This is a genomic window from Acinetobacter sp. UNC436CL71CviS28 (assembly GCF_000620525.1).
GTDB classification, from domain to species: domain Bacteria; phylum Pseudomonadota; class Gammaproteobacteria; order Pseudomonadales; family Moraxellaceae; genus Acinetobacter; species Acinetobacter radioresistens.
On the sequence record NZ_JIBB01000002.1, the window covers coordinates 116,118 to 136,975 of the forward strand.

General features: G+C 44.2%; 19 protein-coding genes. 6 read left to right on the top strand and 13 right to left on the bottom strand.

Going from position 1 to position 20,858, the window contains the following annotated elements:
• The first annotated feature begins 1 nt into the window (after position 1).
• Entirely contained in the window at positions 2 to 157 is a 156-nt protein-coding gene (rpmG, locus tag N518_RS0101690; protein ID WP_001205031.1) for a 50S ribosomal protein L33, read from the top strand.
• Positions 158 to 314: 157 nt separating this feature from the next.
• A complete protein-coding gene (locus N518_RS0101695) occupies positions 315 to 2,033 on the top strand; it encodes a cation:proton antiporter (protein ID WP_005016649.1) in 1,719 nt (572 codons plus the stop codon).
• A 69-nt stretch (positions 2,034 to 2,102) separates the two neighbouring features.
• On the opposite strand, the gene N518_RS0101700 is transcribed toward N518_RS0101695, so the two are convergent.
• The 11 genes from N518_RS0101700 to N518_RS0101750 all read right to left on the bottom strand — a co-directional run bounded on the left by N518_RS0101700 (position 2,103) and on the right by N518_RS0101750 (position 13,171).
• Positions 2,103 to 2,381 (bottom strand): hypothetical protein, encoded by a 279-nt coding sequence (locus tag N518_RS0101700; RefSeq protein WP_005016657.1) that lies wholly within the window; start codon positions 2,379 to 2,381, stop codon positions 2,103 to 2,105.
• Positions 2,382 to 2,487: 106 nt separating this feature from the next.
• Positions 2,488 to 2,991: a DUF6586 family protein gene (locus N518_RS0101705; protein WP_005016660.1), complete on the bottom strand. Its 504-nt coding sequence runs from the start codon at positions 2,989 to 2,991 to the stop codon at positions 2,488 to 2,490.
• Positions 2,992 to 3,253: 262 nt separating this feature from the next.
• On the bottom strand, positions 3,254 to 3,505 hold the full coding sequence (locus N518_RS0101710) for an RNA recognition motif domain-containing protein (RefSeq protein WP_005016663.1): 252 nt from the start codon (positions 3,503 to 3,505) through the stop codon (positions 3,254 to 3,256).
• Between the two features lie 87 nt (positions 3,506 to 3,592).
• A complete protein-coding gene (locus N518_RS0101715) occupies positions 3,593 to 5,572 on the bottom strand; it encodes an ATP-dependent helicase (RefSeq protein ID WP_005016665.1) in 1,980 nt (659 codons plus the stop codon).
• Positions 5,573 to 5,632: 60 nt separating this feature from the next.
• Complete coding sequence (locus N518_RS0101720) at positions 5,633 to 6,787, bottom strand: glycerate kinase (RefSeq protein WP_005016667.1); 1,155 nt, start codon at positions 6,785 to 6,787, stop codon at positions 5,633 to 5,635.
• 69 nt (positions 6,788 to 6,856) lie between these two features.
• Positions 6,857 to 7,426 (bottom strand): HdeD family acid-resistance protein, encoded by a 570-nt coding sequence (locus N518_RS0101725; RefSeq protein ID WP_005016669.1) that lies wholly within the window; start codon positions 7,424 to 7,426, stop codon positions 6,857 to 6,859.
• A gap of 122 nt (positions 7,427 to 7,548) precedes the next feature.
• Positions 7,549 to 8,307, bottom strand: coding sequence for a hypothetical protein (locus N518_RS0101730; protein ID WP_005016671.1), 759 nt, complete (start codon positions 8,305 to 8,307; stop codon positions 7,549 to 7,551).
• 97 nt (positions 8,308 to 8,404) lie between these two features.
• On the bottom strand, positions 8,405 to 11,047 hold the full coding sequence (gene topA, locus N518_RS0101735) for a type I DNA topoisomerase (protein WP_005016677.1): 2,643 nt from the start codon (positions 11,045 to 11,047) through the stop codon (positions 8,405 to 8,407).
• 34 nt (positions 11,048 to 11,081) lie between these two features.
• Complete coding sequence (locus N518_RS0101740) at positions 11,082 to 11,531, bottom strand: ammonium transporter (RefSeq protein WP_005016678.1); 450 nt, start codon at positions 11,529 to 11,531, stop codon at positions 11,082 to 11,084.
• Between the two features lie 294 nt (positions 11,532 to 11,825).
• Entirely contained in the window at positions 11,826 to 12,851 is a 1,026-nt protein-coding gene (locus N518_RS0101745) for a hypothetical protein (protein WP_017400708.1), read from the bottom strand.
• A 74-nt stretch (positions 12,852 to 12,925) separates the two neighbouring features.
• Positions 12,926 to 13,171, bottom strand: coding sequence for a SlyX family protein (locus tag N518_RS0101750; protein ID WP_005016680.1), 246 nt, complete (start codon positions 13,169 to 13,171; stop codon positions 12,926 to 12,928).
• Between the two features lie 34 nt (positions 13,172 to 13,205).
• On the opposite strand from N518_RS0101750, the gene N518_RS0101755 reads away from it, so the two are divergent.
• Positions 13,206 to 15,101 carry an ATP-binding cassette domain-containing protein gene (locus N518_RS0101755; protein ID WP_005016681.1) on the top strand — a complete coding sequence of 632 codons (1,896 nt, stop codon included), beginning with the start codon at positions 13,206 to 13,208 and terminating at the stop codon, positions 15,099 to 15,101.
• Between the two features lie 33 nt (positions 15,102 to 15,134).
• Here the strand turns inward: N518_RS0101755 and N518_RS0101760 are convergent, their stop codons facing one another.
• The gene (locus tag N518_RS0101760) at positions 15,135 to 15,695 is read right to left on the bottom strand and encodes an O-acetyl-ADP-ribose deacetylase (RefSeq protein ID WP_005023276.1); all 561 of its coding nucleotides are present in this window, start codon (positions 15,693 to 15,695) and stop codon (positions 15,135 to 15,137) included.
• 179 nt (positions 15,696 to 15,874) lie between these two features.
• Between N518_RS0101760 and N518_RS0101765 the strand changes: the two genes are divergently transcribed.
• Together N518_RS0101765 and N518_RS0101770 are read left to right on the top strand one after the other, a co-directional pair.
• Positions 15,875 to 16,810 carry a lauroyl acyltransferase gene (locus N518_RS0101765; RefSeq protein ID WP_005406023.1) on the top strand — a complete coding sequence of 312 codons (936 nt, stop codon included), beginning with the start codon at positions 15,875 to 15,877 and terminating at the stop codon, positions 16,808 to 16,810.
• Positions 16,811 to 16,869: 59 nt separating this feature from the next.
• Positions 16,870 to 17,988 carry a glycosyltransferase family 4 protein gene (locus N518_RS0101770; protein WP_005023271.1) on the top strand — a complete coding sequence of 373 codons (1,119 nt, stop codon included), beginning with the start codon at positions 16,870 to 16,872 and terminating at the stop codon, positions 17,986 to 17,988.
• 355 nt (positions 17,989 to 18,343) lie between these two features.
• Here the strand turns inward: N518_RS0101770 and N518_RS0101775 are convergent, their stop codons facing one another.
• Positions 18,344 to 19,483, bottom strand: a complete 1,140-nt coding sequence (locus N518_RS0101775; RefSeq protein WP_010699875.1) for an endonuclease/exonuclease/phosphatase family protein — start codon at positions 19,481 to 19,483, stop codon at positions 18,344 to 18,346.
• A gap of 181 nt (positions 19,484 to 19,664) precedes the next feature.
• Between N518_RS0101775 and asd the strand changes: the two genes are divergently transcribed.
• Positions 19,665 to 20,783, top strand: coding sequence for an aspartate-semialdehyde dehydrogenase (gene asd / locus N518_RS0101780; RefSeq protein ID WP_017400707.1), 1,119 nt, complete (start codon positions 19,665 to 19,667; stop codon positions 20,781 to 20,783).
• Positions 20,784 to 20,858: the final 75 nt, after the last annotated feature.

Here is a 20,858-nt window from a genome sequence, read left to right on the forward strand (position 1 = left end):
AATGCGTGACAAAATTCGCCTAGTTTCGTCTGCTGGTACTGGTTATTTCTATACCACGACTAAAAACAAACGTACAATGCCTGAAAAAATGGAAATCAAAAAGTTTGACCCAAAAATCCGTCAACACGTGATTTTCAAAGAAGCTAAAATCAAGTAATCTTGATGAAGCGCCAAGAAACGATCTCCCTAGAGGTCGTTTTTTTTTTGCATTTTTTTTGCTTGACTTGCTACACTTTTTATATCAATAGATTTTGGCATCTTTCGTGCTTTATTTTTATTATTTTCTTTTCACCTCCATCTTTAAGGAGTAGGTAGTGCCTCATGACGTAGATCTCATTATTTTACTGGCAGTCGGTTTTGGTATTGCTCTGATCTTTGGCTATATTGCTGCCCGTCTACGCCTTCCTCCCCTGATTGGCTATCTTATTGCCGGTATCATTATTAGCCCCAACACCCCAGGTATGGTGGGTGATATTCAACTGGCCAACCAGTTAGCCGAACTTGGTGTAATGTTTCTAATGTTTGGCGTGGGCATGCATTTCTCGCTTAATGACCTGCTTCAGGTTAGACGAATTGCTGTGCCAGGCGCAATTTTACAGATTACAGTAGCAACACTGCTGGGAATCGGTATTAGCATGTTATGGGGCTGGAGTTTCGGCTCAGCTCTGGTCTTTGGTTTAAGTCTTTCCTGTGCCAGTACAGTCGTTTTACTTAAAGCACTGGGCGACCGTGGCCTGCTCGAATCAGTCAACGGCAAAATTGCTGTAGGCTGGCTACTGGTTGAAGACTTGGTTATGGTACTGGTATTGGTGCTGCTTCCTGCTACTGCAGTGCTTTTAGGCGGAACGCCACTATCTGATGGTAGTGGCGATGAAAATATCTGGCTTACTTTAGGTCTGACTTTACTTAAAGTGACCGGTTTTATTGCTTTTATGCTGATTATTGGAAAACGCCTGGTCCCAATGATTATGCAGTTTGTCGCACGTCTGGGTTCTCGTGAGCTTTTTACTTTAACTGTGGTTGCTGCGGCAGTTTCAATTGCTTATGGCTCATATGCGGTTTTCGGCGTATCGATGGCACTGGGAGCTTTCTTTGCCGGTATGGTAGTTAAGGAATCAGATTTTAGCCATCGTGCTGAAGAGGAAACCTTACCACTGCGTGAAATTTTTTCGGTACTGTTTTTCGTTTCAGTTGGCATGTTATTCGACCCTCGGATCCTAGTCGAAGAACCTGTTCATATTTTAGGTGTAGTCGCCATTATTATGATCGGCAAGACACTGGCAGCGATGGCACTGGTGCTGTTCTTCCGTTATCCGATTAATACAGCCCTGACTGTTGGCGCCTCACTGGCACAAATTGGTGAATTCTCTTTTATCCTGGCCACATTAGGCTTGTCTTTAGGCCTGCTTAGCCTGGAAGGCCAGAATCTGATTTTGGCAGGGGCCCTTATTTCGATTAGCCTGAACTCATTTATTTTCTCTGCCATTGAACCGGCACAGCGCTGGATTCGTGAACGATCTCATTTAGCCCGGCTACTGGAGCGTAGCGGTGACCCGCTTGCGATGCTACCGGATGAAGTATCTCAGGACTATCTGCGCGACCAGGTGGTAATTGTTGGGCATGGGGAAGTTGGCCGTCGCATCACTCGCACTTTAATGCAAGAGAATATCAAAGTTGTTATTGCTGAAGAAAACCGCGAAATAGTAGAGAAATTACGTGAGCGGGGTATTGCTGCGGTCAGTGGCGTGGCGACTGAGCCTGGTGTATTGATACAGGCCCATATTATGCATGCACGACTGTTAGTATTGTCGCCCATGGACATTGTAAATGTGCATCGTATTATCGATATTGCCAAACAGCTAAATCCACAGATTCAGGTACTGATCTGTGCGGAAAGTAAGGAAGAGGCTGAAGTTATCCGGGCAGAAAATATTGGCGAGGTATTCTTTGCCAAAGAAGAAATGGCTAAAAATATGAGTAATCATATCTTGAACCAGATCGAAATTGCGCACCATACAGCCCCGACACACTAGTTAAAATGTTTAAAAAAGCGTACTTTGATGTACGCTTTTTTAGTATAAGTTTTAAGCTTACAGTGCTTACTAGCTCAGGTATTTTGGTTTTTCATCAATAACTTGAGCCTGCCACTGATTAACCTGTTTTTCAAGCAGACCAAATAATGCGGCCTGTATCATATGCTGTGCTACTACAGCAGTTTCATCACCAAGCAAGGCTTTAACTTCATCATTAAACTGGATTTTAACCAAGGGTTCTTTTTCTGAACCTGCATTGCGCAATGCCAATTCACCACCTTCGAGCTGTACCAGTTCCAATACTGCTTCCTGATTACCAAATAATTTTTTCAACTGTTGTATAGACATAACTCCTCCATGCTCCGACATGGTGGCAAAGCATTGATACTTTGCATCTCGAAATATTTATATAAGAGCGGGTCAATCAAATTTCAAGTCTATCCAATAGACCGTTTTAGAACTCAACCATTTCATTACGAAAACCATCAATCAGCTGGGTCAGTTCACGGTGCCATTCCCGCAGAATTTTAACATCTGGCAACCAGCTTTGTGGGCCTTGGGTGACTTTAATAATCAGATTGGATGAGGTTTCTTCTTCAGGTACAGGAGCATTCGGTTCAGGTGCATACTGGCATAAGCGATAAGCCCGTTTAAGCTCGGCAATAAAGCCATGTTTGGCCAGTTGCTGCATAACGACCACTTCAGGCGAAATCTGTCCTTTATCTGCCATTTGTTCCTCAATTGACTTTAAGGTAGGCTGTGAATCATTTAAGCGGTAATAACGGGCCAGTTCCTGTAAAAATGCCAGTAATGAACCATGCAGATGAAACACAGCAGCTTCACGATAAGCCTGTGCCTGCTGTACATGCTCAATCTGCTCTACCTGCTGGCAAGCCAGACGTGCGAAATAGAGTTTCTGGTTAGTACGGTCAGCATGAAAGCGGGCAACACGGGACATGAAAAGTCTTCCTAAATTTTGTTTTTACTTAAATGATTAAGATAAACAGAATTAGCCGGGATTCACAATAAGAATTATGGATGAGTGACATAACCTAGATAGATTTTTTCTTTTGAATGATATGACTACAGTGTTCTATAGTAATATTTTATTGATCGCTATCCATCTCAGCCAGAGAGTGTTCTTCCATAATATAGGGCATATCAGATTTACTCTAATTATTCCAAGTATAAAAAAGGAGCATTATCTGCTCCATCTTTATTTAAGCCTTAGGCTTGTCTTCCGCAGCTTTTACGCGAATACCATGACCATGCAGTCGCAAGGTATTGAGACCCTTGATTGCTTTTACAGCTTCACGCCCATGTGGCATTTCAACAAAGGCAAAGCCTTTAGACTTGCCAGTTTGTGCATCAAGTACTAGCTGGCAGGAGTCAACCGTACCATAGGCCTTAAACAGCTCTAGCAGTTCAGCTTCAGTGACGGTACGTTCCAGGTTGCGTACTAAAATTTTCATAAATTACCTTTTCCAGCGGCAGGTATGTAACATCAAAAAGTATATGCCTACTCTACTTTTCGAGTGCATTAGCACAATCTGACTAGTTTAATCGAGATCTATACCAAAACCTAAATTTATTGCAGCTGAATTATTCCAGCGTTTTTGTACAAAACTGCGCGATGACGGCTGATGGATCTGCACATCGACCAGTGATTCAGGCAAGTCATTTAAAAAATAGCTTTCAATGATACGGCCCTGTTCATCATATTTATCTTGTGCCCAGCTACTGAACTCCTGCTTGGTCAGAATCAGCTCATCCTGCGCCCGGGTCAATGCCACATACAGAACACGTCGCTCTTCTTCTACCTGGTCAAAATCACCCTGTGCACGAGCATGTGGATACTGACTTGGTGAAACATGAGGAACGTAACAGACTTTTTGCTCTGCTCCCTTGGCAGAATGGATAGTAATCAGGGTAACCAGATCCTGATCAGTGCTACGCTCCACTTCTGACACCGAAATAGGCTCCAGTACATATTCTTCAAGAAAACCGGCCAGGCTGTTATGTTTACGGGCTAATTGCTTGACCAGATCAAAGTCTTTCAGACGTCTGGACCATTCTTTGTTTTTGTAATTATCTTCTAGCTGTTCAGAGAGTGCTTCTACAGCAAGACTGATACAAACCTCGACTTCATGTTGTAAAACATCTAGCTGTTTCATCATCAGTATTGCTTTAAGTGCCACCCGGCCATGCTGTTCCAGCCGCTCACAACGCATATCAATATCAGACAACTGAATCAGTTCATGAGCGAGCTTGCTGGCACCTACATCCCCTACACCATTCCATAGCGTCAGAAAACGCATCCAGGCAATATCATCCTGTGGATTAGCTACCACCCGCAGCATGCTCAGCATATCTTTTACATGCGCAGATTCAAGTAGTTTTACCCCACCCACAAATTTATAGGGGATATTGGCATTGATTAATGCACCTTCCAAATGCCGTGCAGTAAAAGAAGAACGTACCAGAATCATATGCTCATACCACTGGGCGCCTGTATATTGACGCTTGATCAAATCTTGAGCGATCCAGTTAGCCTCTTCAAATTCATTACTGAACAGGTGCAATTGTGGTTTTATTCCGCGGCCTCGAGCGGCAATCAGATGTTTATCGTAATGAAGTGGACTTTTATCAAGCAGCCAGTTAGATAAATCCAGAATCTCCTGAGTAGAGCGGTAATTAAAATCCAGATTTAATACCTCGGCATCAGGCACACGTTCTTTAAAATGATGGATATTCTCAAAATCAGCCCCCCGAAAGCCATAAATCGACTGCGCGTCATCACCTACACAGAATAGTTTGATTTTACCCACCAAGGGCTGTAGTAAAGCCCATTGCAGCGGATTAGTATCCTGCATTTCATCAACCAGCAGAACTGAACACAATCGGGTTACCCAGTTAACCAGTGCTTCTGAATGTTGTAAATGCACCGCTACAATTGCCAGAATATCATCATAGTCCAGAAAATTACGCTCACGCTTTCGCCGTTCATAAGCTTGCATGAGTTCAGCGATCTGTGCCTTATGTTCCAAAGCATCTGGCCATTGCTGTGCAATTGCTTCACTCAGTTTGTTCCGGGTATTACGGGCATATGAATAAATGTCACAAAGCTGTGCTGCCTTGGGCAATACACTCTCTTTATCTTTGCCACGTAACAGCCGGAACATCAGTATCTGGTCATCACGGTCAATAATACTGAACTGGCCCAGTCCAAATGCCTGAGAATTACGGCGCAGCAGGTACATACAAAAGGTATGGAATGTCGAGGCACGCAGACCCCGGGCTTTTGCTCCGAGGTGTTGCTCTACCCGAGTGACAATTTCACTCGCAGCACGACGGGTAAAGGTCAAGATCTGAATCTGGTCAGCGGGTATACCCTGATCAATCAAGTAAGCAGCCCGGGCTACAATTGTTTTGGTTTTGCCACACCCAGCACCCGCCAGGACCAGACAATTCTGGGCAGTGGTGGTGGCCGCCTGTTTCTGTTTCAGATTTAACTCATCACTCAGGGTACTTAAACTCATGCTATCTGTTCATCCGCACTTGAAGCACCAGTTTAGCAGAGCCAATATAGAAAGGCAGGCTCATCTACCCTGCTTTTCAGCCAGTTTTAAAATACGACCGATATTTTCGCAAGTACGCTCCAAATTAATGGCTCCATTTTGGCAAGCTGCGATAATATCGCTGCTCTGGTCCAGAATTCCGAAAATTGCAGTAAAGCCCTCTTTATACAGAGTGTCAGCTTGTGGGCCAATACTCCCCGCACAGGCGATTACAGGTTTACCATACTGTCGAGCCAGACGAGCGACTCCCACCGGAGTTTTACCAAAACAGGACTGTTCATCCAGTCTCCCTTCACCAGTAAAAATATAGTCAGCCCGGGCAATATATTTTTCCAGCTGGGTTTCCTGTATAACCAGTTCAACACCTGACTGAATCCGCGCACCCGTAAAAACTAACAGGCCAAATCCAAGCCCCCCTGCCGCACCTGCGCCAGGCACTTCGCGTTTTCTCAGGTTTAACTGCTGTTCTACAATATCTGCGAAATGGCTGAGGTTATGATCTAGTTGTAAAACCATATCAGGCGTAGCGCCCTTTTGCGGACCAAAAATATAAGAAGCTCCCTGCGCTCCAGTTAACGGGTTATTGACATCACTGGCAATAATAATTTCTGTAGTCTTCAAGCGTGGATCCAGTCGAGACCAGTCGATTGTTTTTACCCGATCAAGTTCCCTACCCCCTAAAGATACTTCATGGCCATTATTATCATAAAAATGTACACCTAGTGCCTGCGCCATACCTGCTCCGGCATCATTAGTAACACTCCCACCGAGCCCAATAATAATTCTGGATACACCTAAGTCCAGTGCCAGACGAATCATCTCACCAGTACCATAGGTTGTGGTTAAAAGCGGGTTACGTTCTGCCGGAGTAAGCAGATGAATACCATTGGCTTTAGCCATTTCAATCACAGCAGTCTGGCCAGCATCGATAAGACCAAAATAGCTTTCAACTTTTTGGGCAGGTAGAGGACCCGTGACCTGACATTTAACCTGCTGTCCTTGAGCAGCGGCAATCAGGGTATCTAATGTACCCTCTCCGCCATCTGCCATAGGAACTTTTATAAATACAGCTTCAGGAAATATTTTACTGAGTCCGTTTTGCATGGCATGACAGGCTTGTAGTGCAGTCATACTTTCTTTAAAAGAATCAGGAGCAAGTACAAAGGTAGGTGCCATAAGCTTTTCTTTTTATGGATAAATTTAAAATTTAAATGAACAGAAAGAGGCATATGCCTCTTTCTTGTTTTAAACATCTGCCGAACTTTTTGGAATACGCTTAATCGCAGCTGCCAGTGTTAAATAGTTCACTCCCTGAAAAAGGATATCGACAGCCAGAAACAAGCCTAACACCCAAAACGGCGCATCGGGCGACATCAAAATGATAATACCGGTAGCCAGAGTCAGCAGCCCGGAAAGCAGGATCCAGCCCCAGCCTATTAAAGGTTTTAATATAAAAGCATTTACGCTTCGAATTACACCCGCAATGATCAGAAAAATAGCCAAAATGTTGGTCAGGACAATTGCTGTTTTAACTGGTGTACTAAAAGCATAGTAACCGGCTACCAGATAAAGAATTCCAAACAGCGCCCACAGCCAGCGTGAACCGCCTCTAAAAATTTTAAAGGCAGCAACAAAGTGCAAGATACCGCCTATCATCATCAAGATACCGAACAAAAATACTGCGGACAACGTTGCGAAAGGCAAGGAGGCTAATAGTAATATTCCGAATAGCACCAAAAGGATACCAATACCTAAATACCATTTACGATTTTCATGGAATTGATGCCGGATGAGATCATTGCCTACAGTTTTCATTTTCATTACTCTTCTAGTTATTAAGTCTTTAACTACTGTAAGTAACAAGTCATCACTTGTCTGTATAAATAGTTTTTATACCGGTTTCATGCCTTGTGGATAAGTTGTTTTTTATCCCCAGTTTATTTTAGCCAGCCAATCTCTGTAGCTGTTTGTCGACTAACCATCGTTTGCTGGAGGTTTTCTGCCATTCTGCTTTTATCGGCTGAAAGCGGAATATGGCCAGTCATAATCTCGGCACGCTTTTGCGGATATAAAGGTTGAAGATGAGGATCAGTATAACCTTGCGGATATAAAGGTAAACCAGTATTGAGATCATATTTATCGGATGCTCCAAATGCATGGAGCAACTCATGCACCAGCACAATCTGATTTTGTTGTGCCTGCTTACTCGAAGCAAACAGGTTGACTGAGCCGATTCGCCCTTTTTCAAGTGCTGTAGAATGTTTTAGTATCCGGTTAAATTGAGGATCATAGAAGTTCAGATAGAGCGTTACACTGGGAGAGCCTTCTTGGCTCATCGAATTTTTCCAGGCATAAAAGCGGAATTTTAAACTCCACAATATGACATCGATTAAACCCGCCTGTTCAGGAACTTTAGGTGGAAGCTGTTGTAGAGGCCGGCCCAACTGAAAATAAAAATAAACTGGTTGTATTCGGTACGGAGCGGCAGCACTGCTGAGATACTTCTGTATATCTTTAAACTGATCGATTGTGAGCTGATCAATATACTGCTGTGTGGAACTACGCTGGTCAGCATTAATAGGATGTAATAAAACAGTCACCGGGCGGTCCCAGTTCTGGTTCTGGTCACGCCAGGCATTTATGGCGACCACCAGCAAGATCAGCAATAAAGCTATAATCCGAATACTTTTCCACACTGCTGTGCTTCCCCATCAATCTCTTATAGATTCTATTATTTTCTTTTGTTTAGTCATAAAAAATGCCAGTCGAAACCGGCATCTTTTTAGTTAAATATCAGGCTTCGGTCCATTTACCACTTTGGAAGACTAAACTCCATTTGGTCTGTTTACCTTCTGGTGTTTCAGAGCCGATATACTGCTGTTGGTTTTTACGGCTGAATTTTACCACTGTCGGGTTACCTTCAGGGTCAGTATCAGGTGCCTGTAATAGAAACTGATATTTTGGATCCAGCTGTCCGGCTACTGTACGCAGCTCGGCAACTTTAGGTGCCCGGGTTTCACGGATTTTTGGAAACTTACTGGCTGCCAAGAACAGACCGGCTGCCCCATCGCGTAGGACAAAATAGTCATCATGCTTGGTAGAGCGCAGATGCTCCATCTTGATCGGATCAACACGCGGTGGCGCAGGCTGCCCGTTTTTCAAAACTTTACGGGTGTTGTCACAGTTATTACAGGCAAAGTATGGACCGAAACGTCCAGTCTTAAGCTGCATTTCACCATCACATTTATCACATGGAATTGTTGGGCCATCATAACCCTTAATCTTGAACTCACCTTCTTCAACTTCATAACCGTCACAATCCGGATTATTGCCACAGATGTGCAGTTTACGACCACCATCGATCACATAGCTGTCCATAGCAGTTCCACAGATCAGACAGCGTTTTTTCGACATCAAATCGGCTGTTTCTGCTCCATCGTCATCAGATAGTGCGGCCAGTGACTCAACTGGTACAAGATTCAATGTACCCTTACAGCGTTCTTTAGGGGGAAGGTTATAACCTGAGCAGCCCAAGAATACACCGGTGGTTCCGGTGCGGATCTGCATCGGACGGTCACATTCCGGACAATGTACGTCAGGCACTTCAACCGGTTGATTACGACGCATTCCCTGATCACCCTGTGCATTATTCAGCCGCTGCTTAAAGTCACCATAGAAACTGTCTAGTAGTTCCTTCCAGTTGCGTTCGCCTGTCGCGACTTTATCTAGCTGGCCTTCAAGGTCAGCAGTAAAAGCATAATTCATCAGGTTATTGAAACTTTCATCTAAGCGATCAGTAACAATCTCACCCATTTTTTCTGCATACAGACGGCGGTTTTCCAGTTTGACATAACCACGATCCTGAATCGTTGAAATAATCGCTGCATAAGTCGAAGGACGGCCGATTCCGCGTTTCTCCAGTTCTTTTACCAGAGAAGCTTCAGTAAAACGGGCGGGTGGTTTGGTAAAATGCTGACTAGGGTCAAGTTTCTCCAGTTTAAGCACTTCACCCACTTTCACAGCAGGAAGTAGTACATCATCATCAGATTTGTTTGCACCACGAATTTTAGTAAAGCCATCAAAAACCAGAATTCGGCCTTTGGCTTTCAACTCGACATCAGAAGCCGCGACCGTAAGAGTAGATGATAAATATTCGGCTGGTGTCATCTGGCAGGCTACAAACTGACGCCAGATCAGGTCATATAGACGCTGGGCATCACGCTCTACACCTGCAAGCTGGTCACCTTTAAGCTCTACACTCGATGGACGTATTGCTTCATGAGCTTCTTGTGCCCCGGCTTTACTGCCATAGCGGTTCGGTTTTGCCGGTAAATATTTATCACCATATTCACTTTCAATATGGTTACGTACCATTTTAATCGCGTCATCACTCAGGAAGGTTGAGTCCGTACGCATATAAGTAATGAAGCCGCCTTCATATAAGCGCTGGGCCAACATCATGGTTTTCTTGACTGAAAATCCGAGACGTGTGCTCGCTGCTTGTTGCAGGGTAGAGGTAATATAAGGCGCACTCGGATTAACCTTGGTCGGTTTGTCTTCACGCTGCGCTACAGTAAACTCGGACTTTTTCAGTACTTCAAGCAGCGTATCAGTCTGGGCCTTATTTTTTAGTTTTAAGGTTTTACCCGCCTGTTTCACGGCTTCCAGACGAATCTGGTCTTTTTTAGACAGGGTATCAGCAAATACCTGCCAGTATTCTTCAGGAATAAAGGCACGGATCTCCCGCTCACGCTCAACCACCAGTTTGACTGCAACAGACTGTACCCGGCCCGCCGACAGGCCACGGGCAATTTTTTCCCATAACAAAGGCGAGATCATGAAACCTACAACACGGTCGAGGAAGCGGCGTGCCTGCTGGGCATGAACCTTATTGGTATCCAGGCGACCGGGCTGCTTAAATGCTTCCTGAATGGCATTTTTAGTAATCTCGTTAAACACTACACGCTGGTAGCGCGAGTCATCACCACCAATCACTTCTTTCAAGTGCCAGGCAATTGCCTCACCTTCTCGGTCCAAATCCGTCGCGAGATAGATTTCATCAACTTGTGATGCCAGCTTCTTTAACTCAGAAACCACATTTTCTTTACCTGGTAGCACTTCATAATGCGCTTCCCAGCCGTGTTCAGGGTCAACCCCCATACGGTTGATCAGAGCCTGCTGGGCCTTTTTAGCTTTGTCGGCTTCGGTCAGTTTGGTCCGGGCAGCCGGTTTCTTGTCGGTATTTTTGGCTGAACCACCGGTAGGCAGGTCACGCACATGGCCAACAGAAGATTTAACAATGTACTGCGAACCCAGATACTTGTTGATGGTTTTCGCTTTTGCAGGCGACTCCACAATCACTAAGGCACGCTTGTTGGCAGCACTTGACGAACTTGCTGAGGTGCTTTTGGATGTGGATCGAGGAGCATTCGCCATAATTAACTGTTATTCCTGTAGATAAATTAAGAGATTAGTGAGCAGCCAAAGCATGCAGATAAGCTTTGATATCTTCTAACTGTGTAGCCCTGAGATCAGTTTCTTCATCCCAGTAAATTCCAACACAGTTTGCCTGCATATCAATAGCATAAATCCCTTTTAATGCAATGGGAGAATCATCCAAGCTTTGATCTCCCTCGATGACTTTAAGTTTCTGGTCAACAACACGCGCCCGCATTAAAGGCAGACGGGCATCTGGAATCAGGATGCTGTAATAAGCTACCATACTGGCACGGTTTTCTGTAGCCATCGGAATTTTAGTCCAGGCAGGGGCTGCAACCAGTCGTGGATGCAGGCCAATCTTACGGGCTTTTTCTCGCATCAGGCCGAGTGCTTTTTCTCGCGGGCTAACTCTTAACCCGACAATAGATCCAAACACAAAAACAATAATGACGATTGCGACCCAAATTCCAACGTTTTCCATAGTTCAACCTTTTTATTCCTTTATTAGAGTTGCACAAGGCCAATATAAAACGCAAGTTTACTGAATAAATTAATGCTGGAGCTGTTCGGGACTATAAATGAAGAAAACATATGATTTCTGTATAAATTTGTTTTTTTCAATATAAAAAGCATTTAGTACCAGATTTTCAGCTGTTCAAATTAGCTTCTGTTTTAGGCAGCCTAACAGTTTAAAATGCCTTCTCTTCATCTAAATCTATTGTTTCAATACTGATTTAAACTTAGTTCTAGCTCAGAAGTTTTAACATTCAAAATACTAATGCAGTAGAATTTCCGGACTATAATGCATTTTATATCCATCCCAATAAATATAGCCTTTTTCAAGCATTTCCTTCAGTAGCAGCTGGATATTGGCCTCTGGAAAAATGCTTTTTAACAGATCACGCAAGGCATAGATATTGTCAGGTTTTTTATGTCCCGCCTGATTCAGCTGACGTATAATCTGCCATTGCAGCGGATCAACACGGGCAAATTCTGAATACAGGTCTTCCGTATGGCGCTGCTGTTTTAAAGCAGCTTCGAGTGATGCAGATGAATTTGTTGAAATTTCAGTAGTGTGGATATCAAAAGTTTCAACAGAAGGCTGTGAAGGTAAAGGCATCGTGTGCACTTCTGCCCGCATATACTCTTCAAGCTTTAAGTTCAGCCAGTGTGCCAGTATTCTTTTGCGATATGACACGTGTCCATCCTGTGACCTGACAATTTTCAGATTGATCAATAGTCCCACCAGCTGCTGTGCTGTTTCAGCGAATATATTTAAACTACTGATAATTGAATGCTTTAAGCCCTGTATAGTTGCCGGTTTACCCGGCATTTTCCCTAACAGATCACAATATTTTTTAACGAGCTGCAGCTGAGGCTTTTTTTCAAAGGCTTCTCTGCTCGGCAACCTGTAAATTACAGTTCTTGACTTCTGTTGTGCAGAAGCTTCCATTTTTATCAGGCTGCAACTGACTGCCGAAGCGCCCAGCAGCTGCACCAGTAACTCACTTTCTGGCATTGCTGAAATAACATCAACATGCACTTCAGCTTCCAGAAGAGCCAGACACTGCCCCACGACTAACGCATATTCAAACTCTTTAAAATCTGCTTCTGCAGTTTCCAGTATCACAATCCGGCCTGACTGAATCCAGCCAGCCAGCTCTGTCAGGTCAACCAGTGCATATTCAAACTGTTTCTGGCAGTTGAACAGATACAGGGTTGAATAGTGCTGAAGCAGTTCACGCAGCAGACTGGCAGCTGGCTTATTTTGTTCAAGATCAAAGAGTATGACTTTATTCATGGTATTTTCAGCAGTTGTAACACAGCGCGCTGCATTACAGCTGTATTTCAGTTCAAGGTCAAATGAATTTCAGATTAATAGTGTGGGGGAATATTGGTAGAAGGATCAAACGGGGCAATACCTTCTGAAAGATCAGCAGCTTCAACACGCTGATAAAGTAGCTGCATTTGCTGCTTCAGATGGGTAATCTCGACACTCTGTCGGGTGACCTGTTCATTGAGCTGTTCAACTAAATCATCCAGAAATGCAATTCTTACTTGCAAATCTTCAATGGGTGCGGAAAATGTCGCCTGATTATTATGGTATGTTTGTTTAGTCATTTAATACTCCTCACGGATTTTTTCAGGAAACACTATGGCCTATATTACTTTAAGGGATGTCCAGCTTGCATTTGGTGGACCCGCCCTACTCGATGGCGCGAACTTTACATTAGAACGTGGCGAACGGGTATGTTTGATTGGCCGTAACGGTGAAGGTAAGTCTACTTTACTTAAGCTGATCGAGGGAAGCCTGCTACCTGACCGTGGTGAAGTTTCAATACAAAATGGCGTAACAATTTCAATGCTGGCCCAAGATGTACCGATGGATTCGGGCAAGGTTGCTGACATTGTAGCCGACGGAGCAGGCGAAGCTGCCCAGGTACTCAAGGATTATCATGAAGCCAGTGATGCCTGCGTACTTGGTGATATGGAAGCCTGTGACCGTATGGGCCTGCTACAGCATAAAATGGATCAGCTTGATGGCTGGGCATTAGAAAACAAGGTCAATAATATTCTTAGCAAGATGGGATTAGATCCGGATGCTGATCTGGCTGATCTGTCAGGTGGACGTAAGCGCCGGGTTCTTTTGGCCCGTGCACTGCTTACCCAGCCGGATGTACTGCTGCTTGACGAACCGACCAACCATCTGGATGTCGAGAGTATTGAATGGCTAGAAAAATTTCTTATGGATCAGAATAATCTGACCTTACTGTTTATTTCACATGACCGTTCTTTTGTTGACCGGCTGGCTACCCGTATTGTCGAACTTGACCGTGGTACCCTACGCAGCTTTGAAGGAAATTATTCACGTTATCTGGACCTGAAAGCCCAACAGCTTGAAGCAGAAGAAAAACAAAATGCCCTGTTCGAGAAAAAACTGGCTGAAGAAGAAGCCTGGATTCGTCAGGGTATTAAAGCCAGACGTACCCGTAACGAAGGCCGTGTCCGTGCATTAAAGACTTTACGTGAAGAATCCAAGGCACGCCGCTTCCAACAGGGCAAAGTCAATATGGGGGTACAGGAAGCTCAACGGTCTGGCAAACTGGTATTTGATATTGAGCATCTCAGTGTTTCTTATGATGACCAGGTGTTAATTAAGGATTTCTCGGCGATTGTACTGCGTGGCGACCGTATTGGTCTGGTCGGCGACAACGGTGTGGGCAAAACCACCCTGATCAAGGCAATACTCGGTGATATTCCACATCAAGGTACAGTCAAGGTCGGTACCCAGCTAGAAGTGGCTTACTTCGATCAGCTACGTAACCAGCTTGATCTGGAGAAATCAGTTTCAGAGAATGTATCCGAAGGCTCAGATTTCGTCGATGTAAATGGCCAGCGCCGTCATATTTACAGTTACCTGCAGGACTTCCTGTTTTCACCAGAGCGTGCCCGCACACCAGTTAAAGCACTATCAGGAGGAGAGCGGAACCGCGTATTGCTGGCTAAATTACTGCTTAAACCGTCTAACCTGATTGTCATGGACGAGCCAACCAATGACCTCGATATGGTTACATTGGAGCTGCTTGAGGAAATGCTGGCTGAATATAAAGGTACGCTGCTTCTGATCAGCCATGACCGTGCCTTTATGGATAATGTCGTAACATCGACTTGGGTCTTTGATGGCAAAGGCCACATTGAAGAATATGTGGGTGGCTATCAGGATTATCTGATGCAGCGGCCAGACCAGAAAGTAGTAGACCAAAAAGCGGATGTAAAAAAAGCTCAAGCAAAAGCAGAGACCGTAACCATGCCTAAAAAGGCAAAGCTGAGTTACAAGGATCAGCGGGAACTGGAACAGCTCCCTGCCGAAATTGAGCAGCTTGAAGCGGAACAGGCTCAATTAAATGAAAAACTGGCAGATGGTTCCTGGTTTGTAACAGATGCAGATGCAGCAACACAGGCTTCACAGCGTTTGTCAGAAATTGAAGAGCTCTTGCTTGAAAAACTGGACCGCTGGACTGAGCTTGAAGCAATGTCGCAAAACGGCTAAACAAATAGCCTGAACTTGTTACCAGATACAGGTTCAGGCTTCAATTTTCAATTTGAGTTCCTGCTGTTCCAGGAGCCGCTGCTTTAATAATTCTTCATACAATTCAAAATTCTCCAGATCAAAACATACCAGTGCAACTTCCTGTACTGTTTCCGAATTTTTTAATAGTGGAATCAGAGTATCAATAGCTATGGCAGCTGCTTCCACCTTAGGAAAGCGATATACACCTGTTGATATGTTGGGATAGGCAATGCCAGTCAGATAGTGCTGTTCAGCCAATGCAAAACTGTTTTGGTAAGCCTGCGAGAGTAGTGTACGCTCATTTGCCTTTCCCTCTTCCCATATTGGCCCGACAGTATGAATCACATACTGGGCTGGCAAGCGGCCCCCAGTTGTCATTACAGCTTCACCGACTGTGCAGCTTCCTTGGCGTGCCCTAATCTGTCTGCACTCTTCAATTATATCAGCCCCACCAGCCTGATGAATGGCACCATCTACACCATGACCTCCCAGCAGGGTACTATTGGCTGCATTTACTATGGCATCAATTCTAATTCCGGTAATATCTCCATGAATCAGACGAAACTGTTTCATGTACTGTCTCCTTCTTTATTTGAATTTTTGTTCTTTCATATTTAGCGGTAAAACACGTATGTAACCAGATAAGAAGTGCTACCAATTAAGTGTTTCAGGTAACGGACAGCGGTTTTTCTTTTCAAAAACAGTTCATGCTAAACTGTCGGCACTTTTGAGGCACAGTATTGTCAGGATTTATGAGCAAGAAGCAGCACTATACGCCAGGTGAATTTCAGTGGTCTTTTTTGTTACCACAGTATTGGGGCATTTGGCTTGCGATTGTCTTTCTGATGTTACTGGCAATACTACCTTGGGCAGTCCAGCACCGTATGGCAAAATTTCTGGGCAATGTAGCATTTGAACGGCTAAAATCACGTCGAAAAACTACTGTCCGTAATCTTGAAGTATGCTTTCCAGAGTGGACAGAGGAACAAGTTCAGCAGCAGGCCCGTGAGGTATTTATTGACATGATGCTGGGGGTTTTTGAAACCTTGAATGCCTGGTATAGCCCTACCTGGTTTAATGGCCGGGTGAGTATTGAAGGACTTGAATACTTAAACCAGGCACAAGCCCGACAGCAAGGTGTATTACTGCTTGGTACCCATAGCACCTTGCTAGATGCTGGCGGTTATATCTGCTCTCAATATTTCAGTCCAGATGTGGTGTACCGCCCTCAAAATAATCCGCTTTTAGATATGCTGATTTACCGCTGCCGGGCAACCATCTATACCCATCAGATTGATCATGATGACATGCGCGGCCTCATTCGACACCTGAAAAATGGCCGTGCGATCTGGTATAGTCCGGATCAGGATTTTGGATTAAAACAGGGTGTAATGGCGCCTTTTTTCGGAGTGCCTGCCGCTACAGTGACTGCTCATCGGCGCTTATTGAAAATTTCCAGGGCAGTTGCCATCCCCTTATATTTTTATCGTTATGGTGATATTAAGGATCCCAAGTACCGTATCTTGCTTGAGCCCGCACTTGAGCAGTTTCCAAGTGAAGACGAAGTAGCTGATGCAACCCGGGTAAATTCCATTATTGCGCAACAGCTACGGATTGCGCCTACACAGTACATGTGGTTTCATCGCCGTTTTAAAAGCCGTCCAGAAGGCTATGACAAAATTTATTGAGCTATTGAAAATAGTAATTCAACAGTGCAATGAGCCCCCTATTTAACAAGAGAATAAATATGAAAGTGATGCAACTGCTTCCAGAGCTCAATAGTGGCGGTGTAGAGCGCGGGACACTTGAAATTGCACGGGCACTGGTCAGCCAAGGTCATCAATCTCTGGTCGTGTCCAATGGTGGCCGGCTGGTGGCCCAGTTAGAAGCCGAGGGTTCTACTCACTTAACATTGCCTGTTCACAAGAAATCATTGTCCAGTTTATGGCAAATTCGCTCACTTCGAAAATTAATTATGCAGTATCAACCAGATATTGTTCATGTACGCTCGCGCGTACCGGCTTGGCTGATACATTTTGCCCTACGCGGCATACCCGCTTCACAACGTCCACATCTGATCAGTACTGTACACGGATTTTATTCAGTTAACCGTTATAGTGCGATCATGACTCAGGCAGAGAAAGTCATCGCAGTTTCCGATAGCGTGGTGCAGTACATTACTGAACATTATAAAAACTGCCCGCCTCAAGATATTGTACGGATTTACCGGGGTATCGATCCCAAAGCTTTTCCACATGGCTATCAGCCATCAGCGCAGTGGATTCATCAGGCTTTTGTAGATTATCCTCAACTTGAGCATAAATTTCTGCTCTGTCTGCCCGGACGGATTACCCGCTTGAAAGGTCATGAAGTACTCATTGAAGTGATGGCTGCGCTTAAACCCTTTTATCCACAATTACACGCTGTCGTTGTAGGCGGCGCCGACCCGAAAAAACAGGCCTATCTAGAAGAGCTGGCTAACACTATTCAAAACAAAGGACTGGGCGATGATATTACGTTTGTCGGCCATCGTTCCGATATCCGCGAATGGCTGGCTTTCTCAGATGTAGTGTTGTCACTTTCAACTCAGGCAGAAACTTTTGGTCGTACTGCTTTAGAAGCTTTATCAGTTGGAACACCAGTTATTGGCTGGAATCGCGGGGGTGTGGCTGAAATTCTGGCAGAACTTTATCCGCAGGGACTAATTCCCTCCGAAGATATGAATAATTTACTTGGCACCATTAAACAGCATATTGAACAGCCACAGCAGGTTTCACCTGTCACCCTGTTTAGCCTGAGTGATATGTGTCAGCAGACACTGGATTTATATCAGCAGGTGATCAATTCTAAAGAGCAGCAATATTGAAATACTGTAAACTAAAAGATTAATAGTATTTAATCTATCCAGTAGATTTTTAATACGGTTGCTTAAATTTCAAATGGCTTAAACTTGATTTCAAGCTATACTCTAAAACATAAACCCGAGTTCTGCTTCCTGCAAAACTCGGGTACATGAGGTTGTGCTTTCAACTTACTTTATTCTTATAGAGTGGTTTTCCCTACCAACATCTTATCCTTGATGTATACCATCAGCATTTAACTATCCTTAAGGGATTTTCCATTCCCAGTTCCTTGTGCTGATAGACTTAGAGTAAGCTATACTTTGTGTTGCTGCTAGCCGTTTGGCGCCTAAATCGATGTAAGCAATTTCGTACACTTTTCTATGGCTTGAAAGTAGGTGTAGGTACTTGTTCTTTATAAGGCTCTACAATTTCATCTGTTAATTTTTTTTCTTCCTGTTCAGCTTTGGCAACCCCCTGTTCGATGGCTTCTTGCGCTTCCTGCTCATCGGCTGCACTCTGCTCCAGTTCTTGCTGTGACTGCTCAAAAACGCGGCCACTTTGTAAAACGATATAAACTGGAAAGTGGTCAGAGCCGACATGACTTAGCCGCTGCATATCAACCAAAGCAAAATCAGTACTATGAAAAACATGGTCTAACGACCAGCGAAATAAAGGATAATTGGCATGAAAGGTATTTACAAAATGCCGGCCTACCCGCGGGTCCAGTAAACCGCTAATACGCTGAAACAAGCGTGTTGTACGTGACCAAGCCACATCATTTAGGTCGCCCATTACAATACAGCTCTTGTCCATGTCTTTAATCTGATCACCCACAATCAGCAGTTCAGCATCACGCAAGGTTGAATCTTTGGCCTCAGTTGGACTTGGCGGTTTGGGATGTAGACAGAATAGCTGTACCGGTTGTCCTGAACGTAAACGTACAGTGGTATGGATGGAAGGAATTTCATCACTTAAAATAAATTTGACTTCAGTATCTTCAAGCTTTAAACGGCTGTACAGATGCATGCCATATAAATTATCAAGTGGTACAGCTACCCGGAAGGGATAATCTTTTTCGATTCCTGATAGTTCATTTTGCCAGGTCTGATCAGTTTCCAAGGTAAGTACTATGTCTGGCTGATATTTTTGAATCTGCTCAATCAATAGGTGATATTGAGTATTAGGGGTCAGAACGTTCGAAACGATCAGTGAAATCTGCCGTTCGGGATCCAGCTGTTCTGGTTTGACCTTTTTGACCTGTTTTTTCCAGACAAATGTATAAGGCAAAACCATTTTTAGCTGATAGGCAATCGCTGCAATCAGGCCAACAATCCAGATTTCACGCCATATAGTCCAGTCCGCCTCCCAAACCAGCATTAAAACAAGTATGACCATACCTGCTGATAATAACTGTAGCCGTGGAAAATCTGCACCACGAATCCACCATTCGTCACGGGGGATCAAGGACCAGAAGCTGAGCCAGATCACCATACCGGCCATAATTTCTATCCAGATCATATTCACACCAATAATTTATAATTTTTTGAATAAATCAAACAAGTTAGCGTTCTACTATCTGCTCTATGTAGCACAGTTATAAAATTATTCACAATATTATTTATGTAGTGCTTGAAGTTGCAAACACTTTTGTTACACTCAAACCCCCTTTAATTTTTTAACGCACCGAGGCAAAGAGACAATGAAAGTAGGTCTGGTCGGTTGGCGCGGGATGGTTGGTTCTGTCCTTATGCAACGTATGGTTGAAGAGAATGATTTTGCTCATTTTGAGCCATTCTATTTTTCTACCAGTAATGCAGGTGGTGAAGCACCTGTATTTGGTGGTAAAACTGCCCCAGCACTTATGGATGCTTCAGACATTAGCAGTCTGAAGCAGATGGATGTCATTATTACCTGTCAGGGTGGCGACTATACCTCTGAAGTCTTTCCTAAACTGAAAGCGGAAGGCTGGAAGGGTTACTGGATTGATGCGGCCTCGACCCTGCGCATGAGTGATGATGCCATTATTGTCCTAGACCCGGTCAATCTCAACGTGATTAAGGATGCGCTGGTTAAAGGCACCAAAATATTTGTAGGTGGCAACTGTACCGTTTCCCTAATGCTGATGGGCCTAGGTTCACTGTTCCAGCATAATCTGGTGGAGTGGATGAGTGCCATGACCTATCAGGCAGCTTCAGGTGCAGGTGCACAGAACATGCGTGAACTGATCACCGGCATGGGATATTTATATAATAATAGTAAAGATCTGCTCGATGATCCCAAGTCAGCTATTCTAGATATTGACCGCAAGATTGCAGACTTGCAACGTGGTGAAGGTTTCCCTTCAGCCAACTTCGGTGTGCCACTGGCCGGTTCACTAATTCCATACATCGACAAGCAGCTTGAAAATGGTCAGTCGAAAGAAGAATGGAAAGGTCAGGCCGAAACCAATAAAATTCTGGGAAATTCACAGATAGTACCTATTGACGGGCACTGTGTACGTATTGGCGCAATGCGTTGTCACTCTCAGGCTCTCACCATCAAGCTCAGAAAAGATGTACCTCTTGATGAAATTGAAGATATGATCCGTTCTTCAAACGAGTGGGCCAAGGTGGTGCCAAATACCCGTGAAGCCTCAATGACTGATCTGACTCCAGTAGCAGTTACAGGTACTTTATCTGTGCCAGTAGGTCGACTGCGTAAACTGAATATGGGTAAAGAATATTTAGGTGCTTTTACTGTAGGTGACCAGTTACTTTGGGGAGCTGCCGAACCTTTGCGTCGTATGCTTCGCATTTTAATTGACTATAAAAATGTTTAATTAATTTTAAGTATTTTAATAAATAGAACCGGTCGACCATGGCCGGTTTTTTGTAATTGTAGTTTGAATAATTTC

Excerpts from the sequence above, each read along its gene's own strand:
- N518_RS0101770 (WP_005023271.1), top strand. The coding sequence starts at position 16,870 with ATGAAAGTGATGCAACTGCTTCCAGAGCTCAATAGTGGCGGTGTAGAG.
- N518_RS0101740 (WP_005016678.1), bottom strand. The coding sequence starts at position 11,531 with ATGGAAAACGTTGGAATTTGGGTCGCAATCGTCATTATTGTTTTTGTG.
- N518_RS0101760 (WP_005023276.1), bottom strand. The coding sequence starts at position 15,695 with ATGAAACAGTTTCGTCTGATTCATGGAGATATTACCGGAATTAGAATT.
- rpmG (WP_001205031.1), top strand. The coding sequence starts at position 2 with ATGCGTGACAAAATTCGCCTAGTTTCGTCTGCTGGTACTGGTTATTTC.
- N518_RS0101745 (WP_017400708.1), bottom strand. The coding sequence starts at position 12,851 with ATGAATAAAGTCATACTCTTTGATCTTGAACAAAATAAGCCAGCTGCC.
- N518_RS0101700 (WP_005016657.1), bottom strand. The coding sequence starts at position 2,381 with ATGTCTATACAACAGTTGAAAAAATTATTTGGTAATCAGGAAGCAGTA.
- N518_RS0101765 (WP_005406023.1), top strand. The coding sequence starts at position 15,875 with ATGAGCAAGAAGCAGCACTATACGCCAGGTGAATTTCAGTGGTCTTTT.
- N518_RS0101725 (WP_005016669.1), bottom strand. The coding sequence starts at position 7,426 with ATGAAAACTGTAGGCAATGATCTCATCCGGCATCAATTCCATGAAAAT.
- N518_RS0101715 (WP_005016665.1), bottom strand. The coding sequence starts at position 5,572 with ATGAGTTTAAGTACCCTGAGTGATGAGTTAAATCTGAAACAGAAACAG.
- N518_RS0101710 (WP_005016663.1), bottom strand. The coding sequence starts at position 3,505 with ATGAAAATTTTAGTACGCAACCTGGAACGTACCGTCACTGAAGCTGAA.
- topA (WP_005016677.1), bottom strand. The coding sequence starts at position 11,047 with ATGGCGAATGCTCCTCGATCCACATCCAAAAGCACCTCAGCAAGTTCG.
- N518_RS0101750 (WP_005016680.1), bottom strand. The coding sequence starts at position 13,171 with ATGACTAAACAAACATACCATAATAATCAGGCGACATTTTCCGCACCC.
- N518_RS0101705 (WP_005016660.1), bottom strand. The coding sequence starts at position 2,991 with ATGTCCCGTGTTGCCCGCTTTCATGCTGACCGTACTAACCAGAAACTC.
- N518_RS0101755 (WP_005016681.1), top strand. The coding sequence starts at position 13,206 with ATGGCCTATATTACTTTAAGGGATGTCCAGCTTGCATTTGGTGGACCC.
- N518_RS0101720 (WP_005016667.1), bottom strand. The coding sequence starts at position 6,787 with ATGGCACCTACCTTTGTACTTGCTCCTGATTCTTTTAAAGAAAGTATG.
- asd (WP_017400707.1), top strand. The coding sequence starts at position 19,665 with ATGAAAGTAGGTCTGGTCGGTTGGCGCGGGATGGTTGGTTCTGTCCTT.
- N518_RS0101775 (WP_010699875.1), bottom strand. The coding sequence starts at position 19,483 with ATGATCTGGATAGAAATTATGGCCGGTATGGTGATCTGGCTCAGCTTC.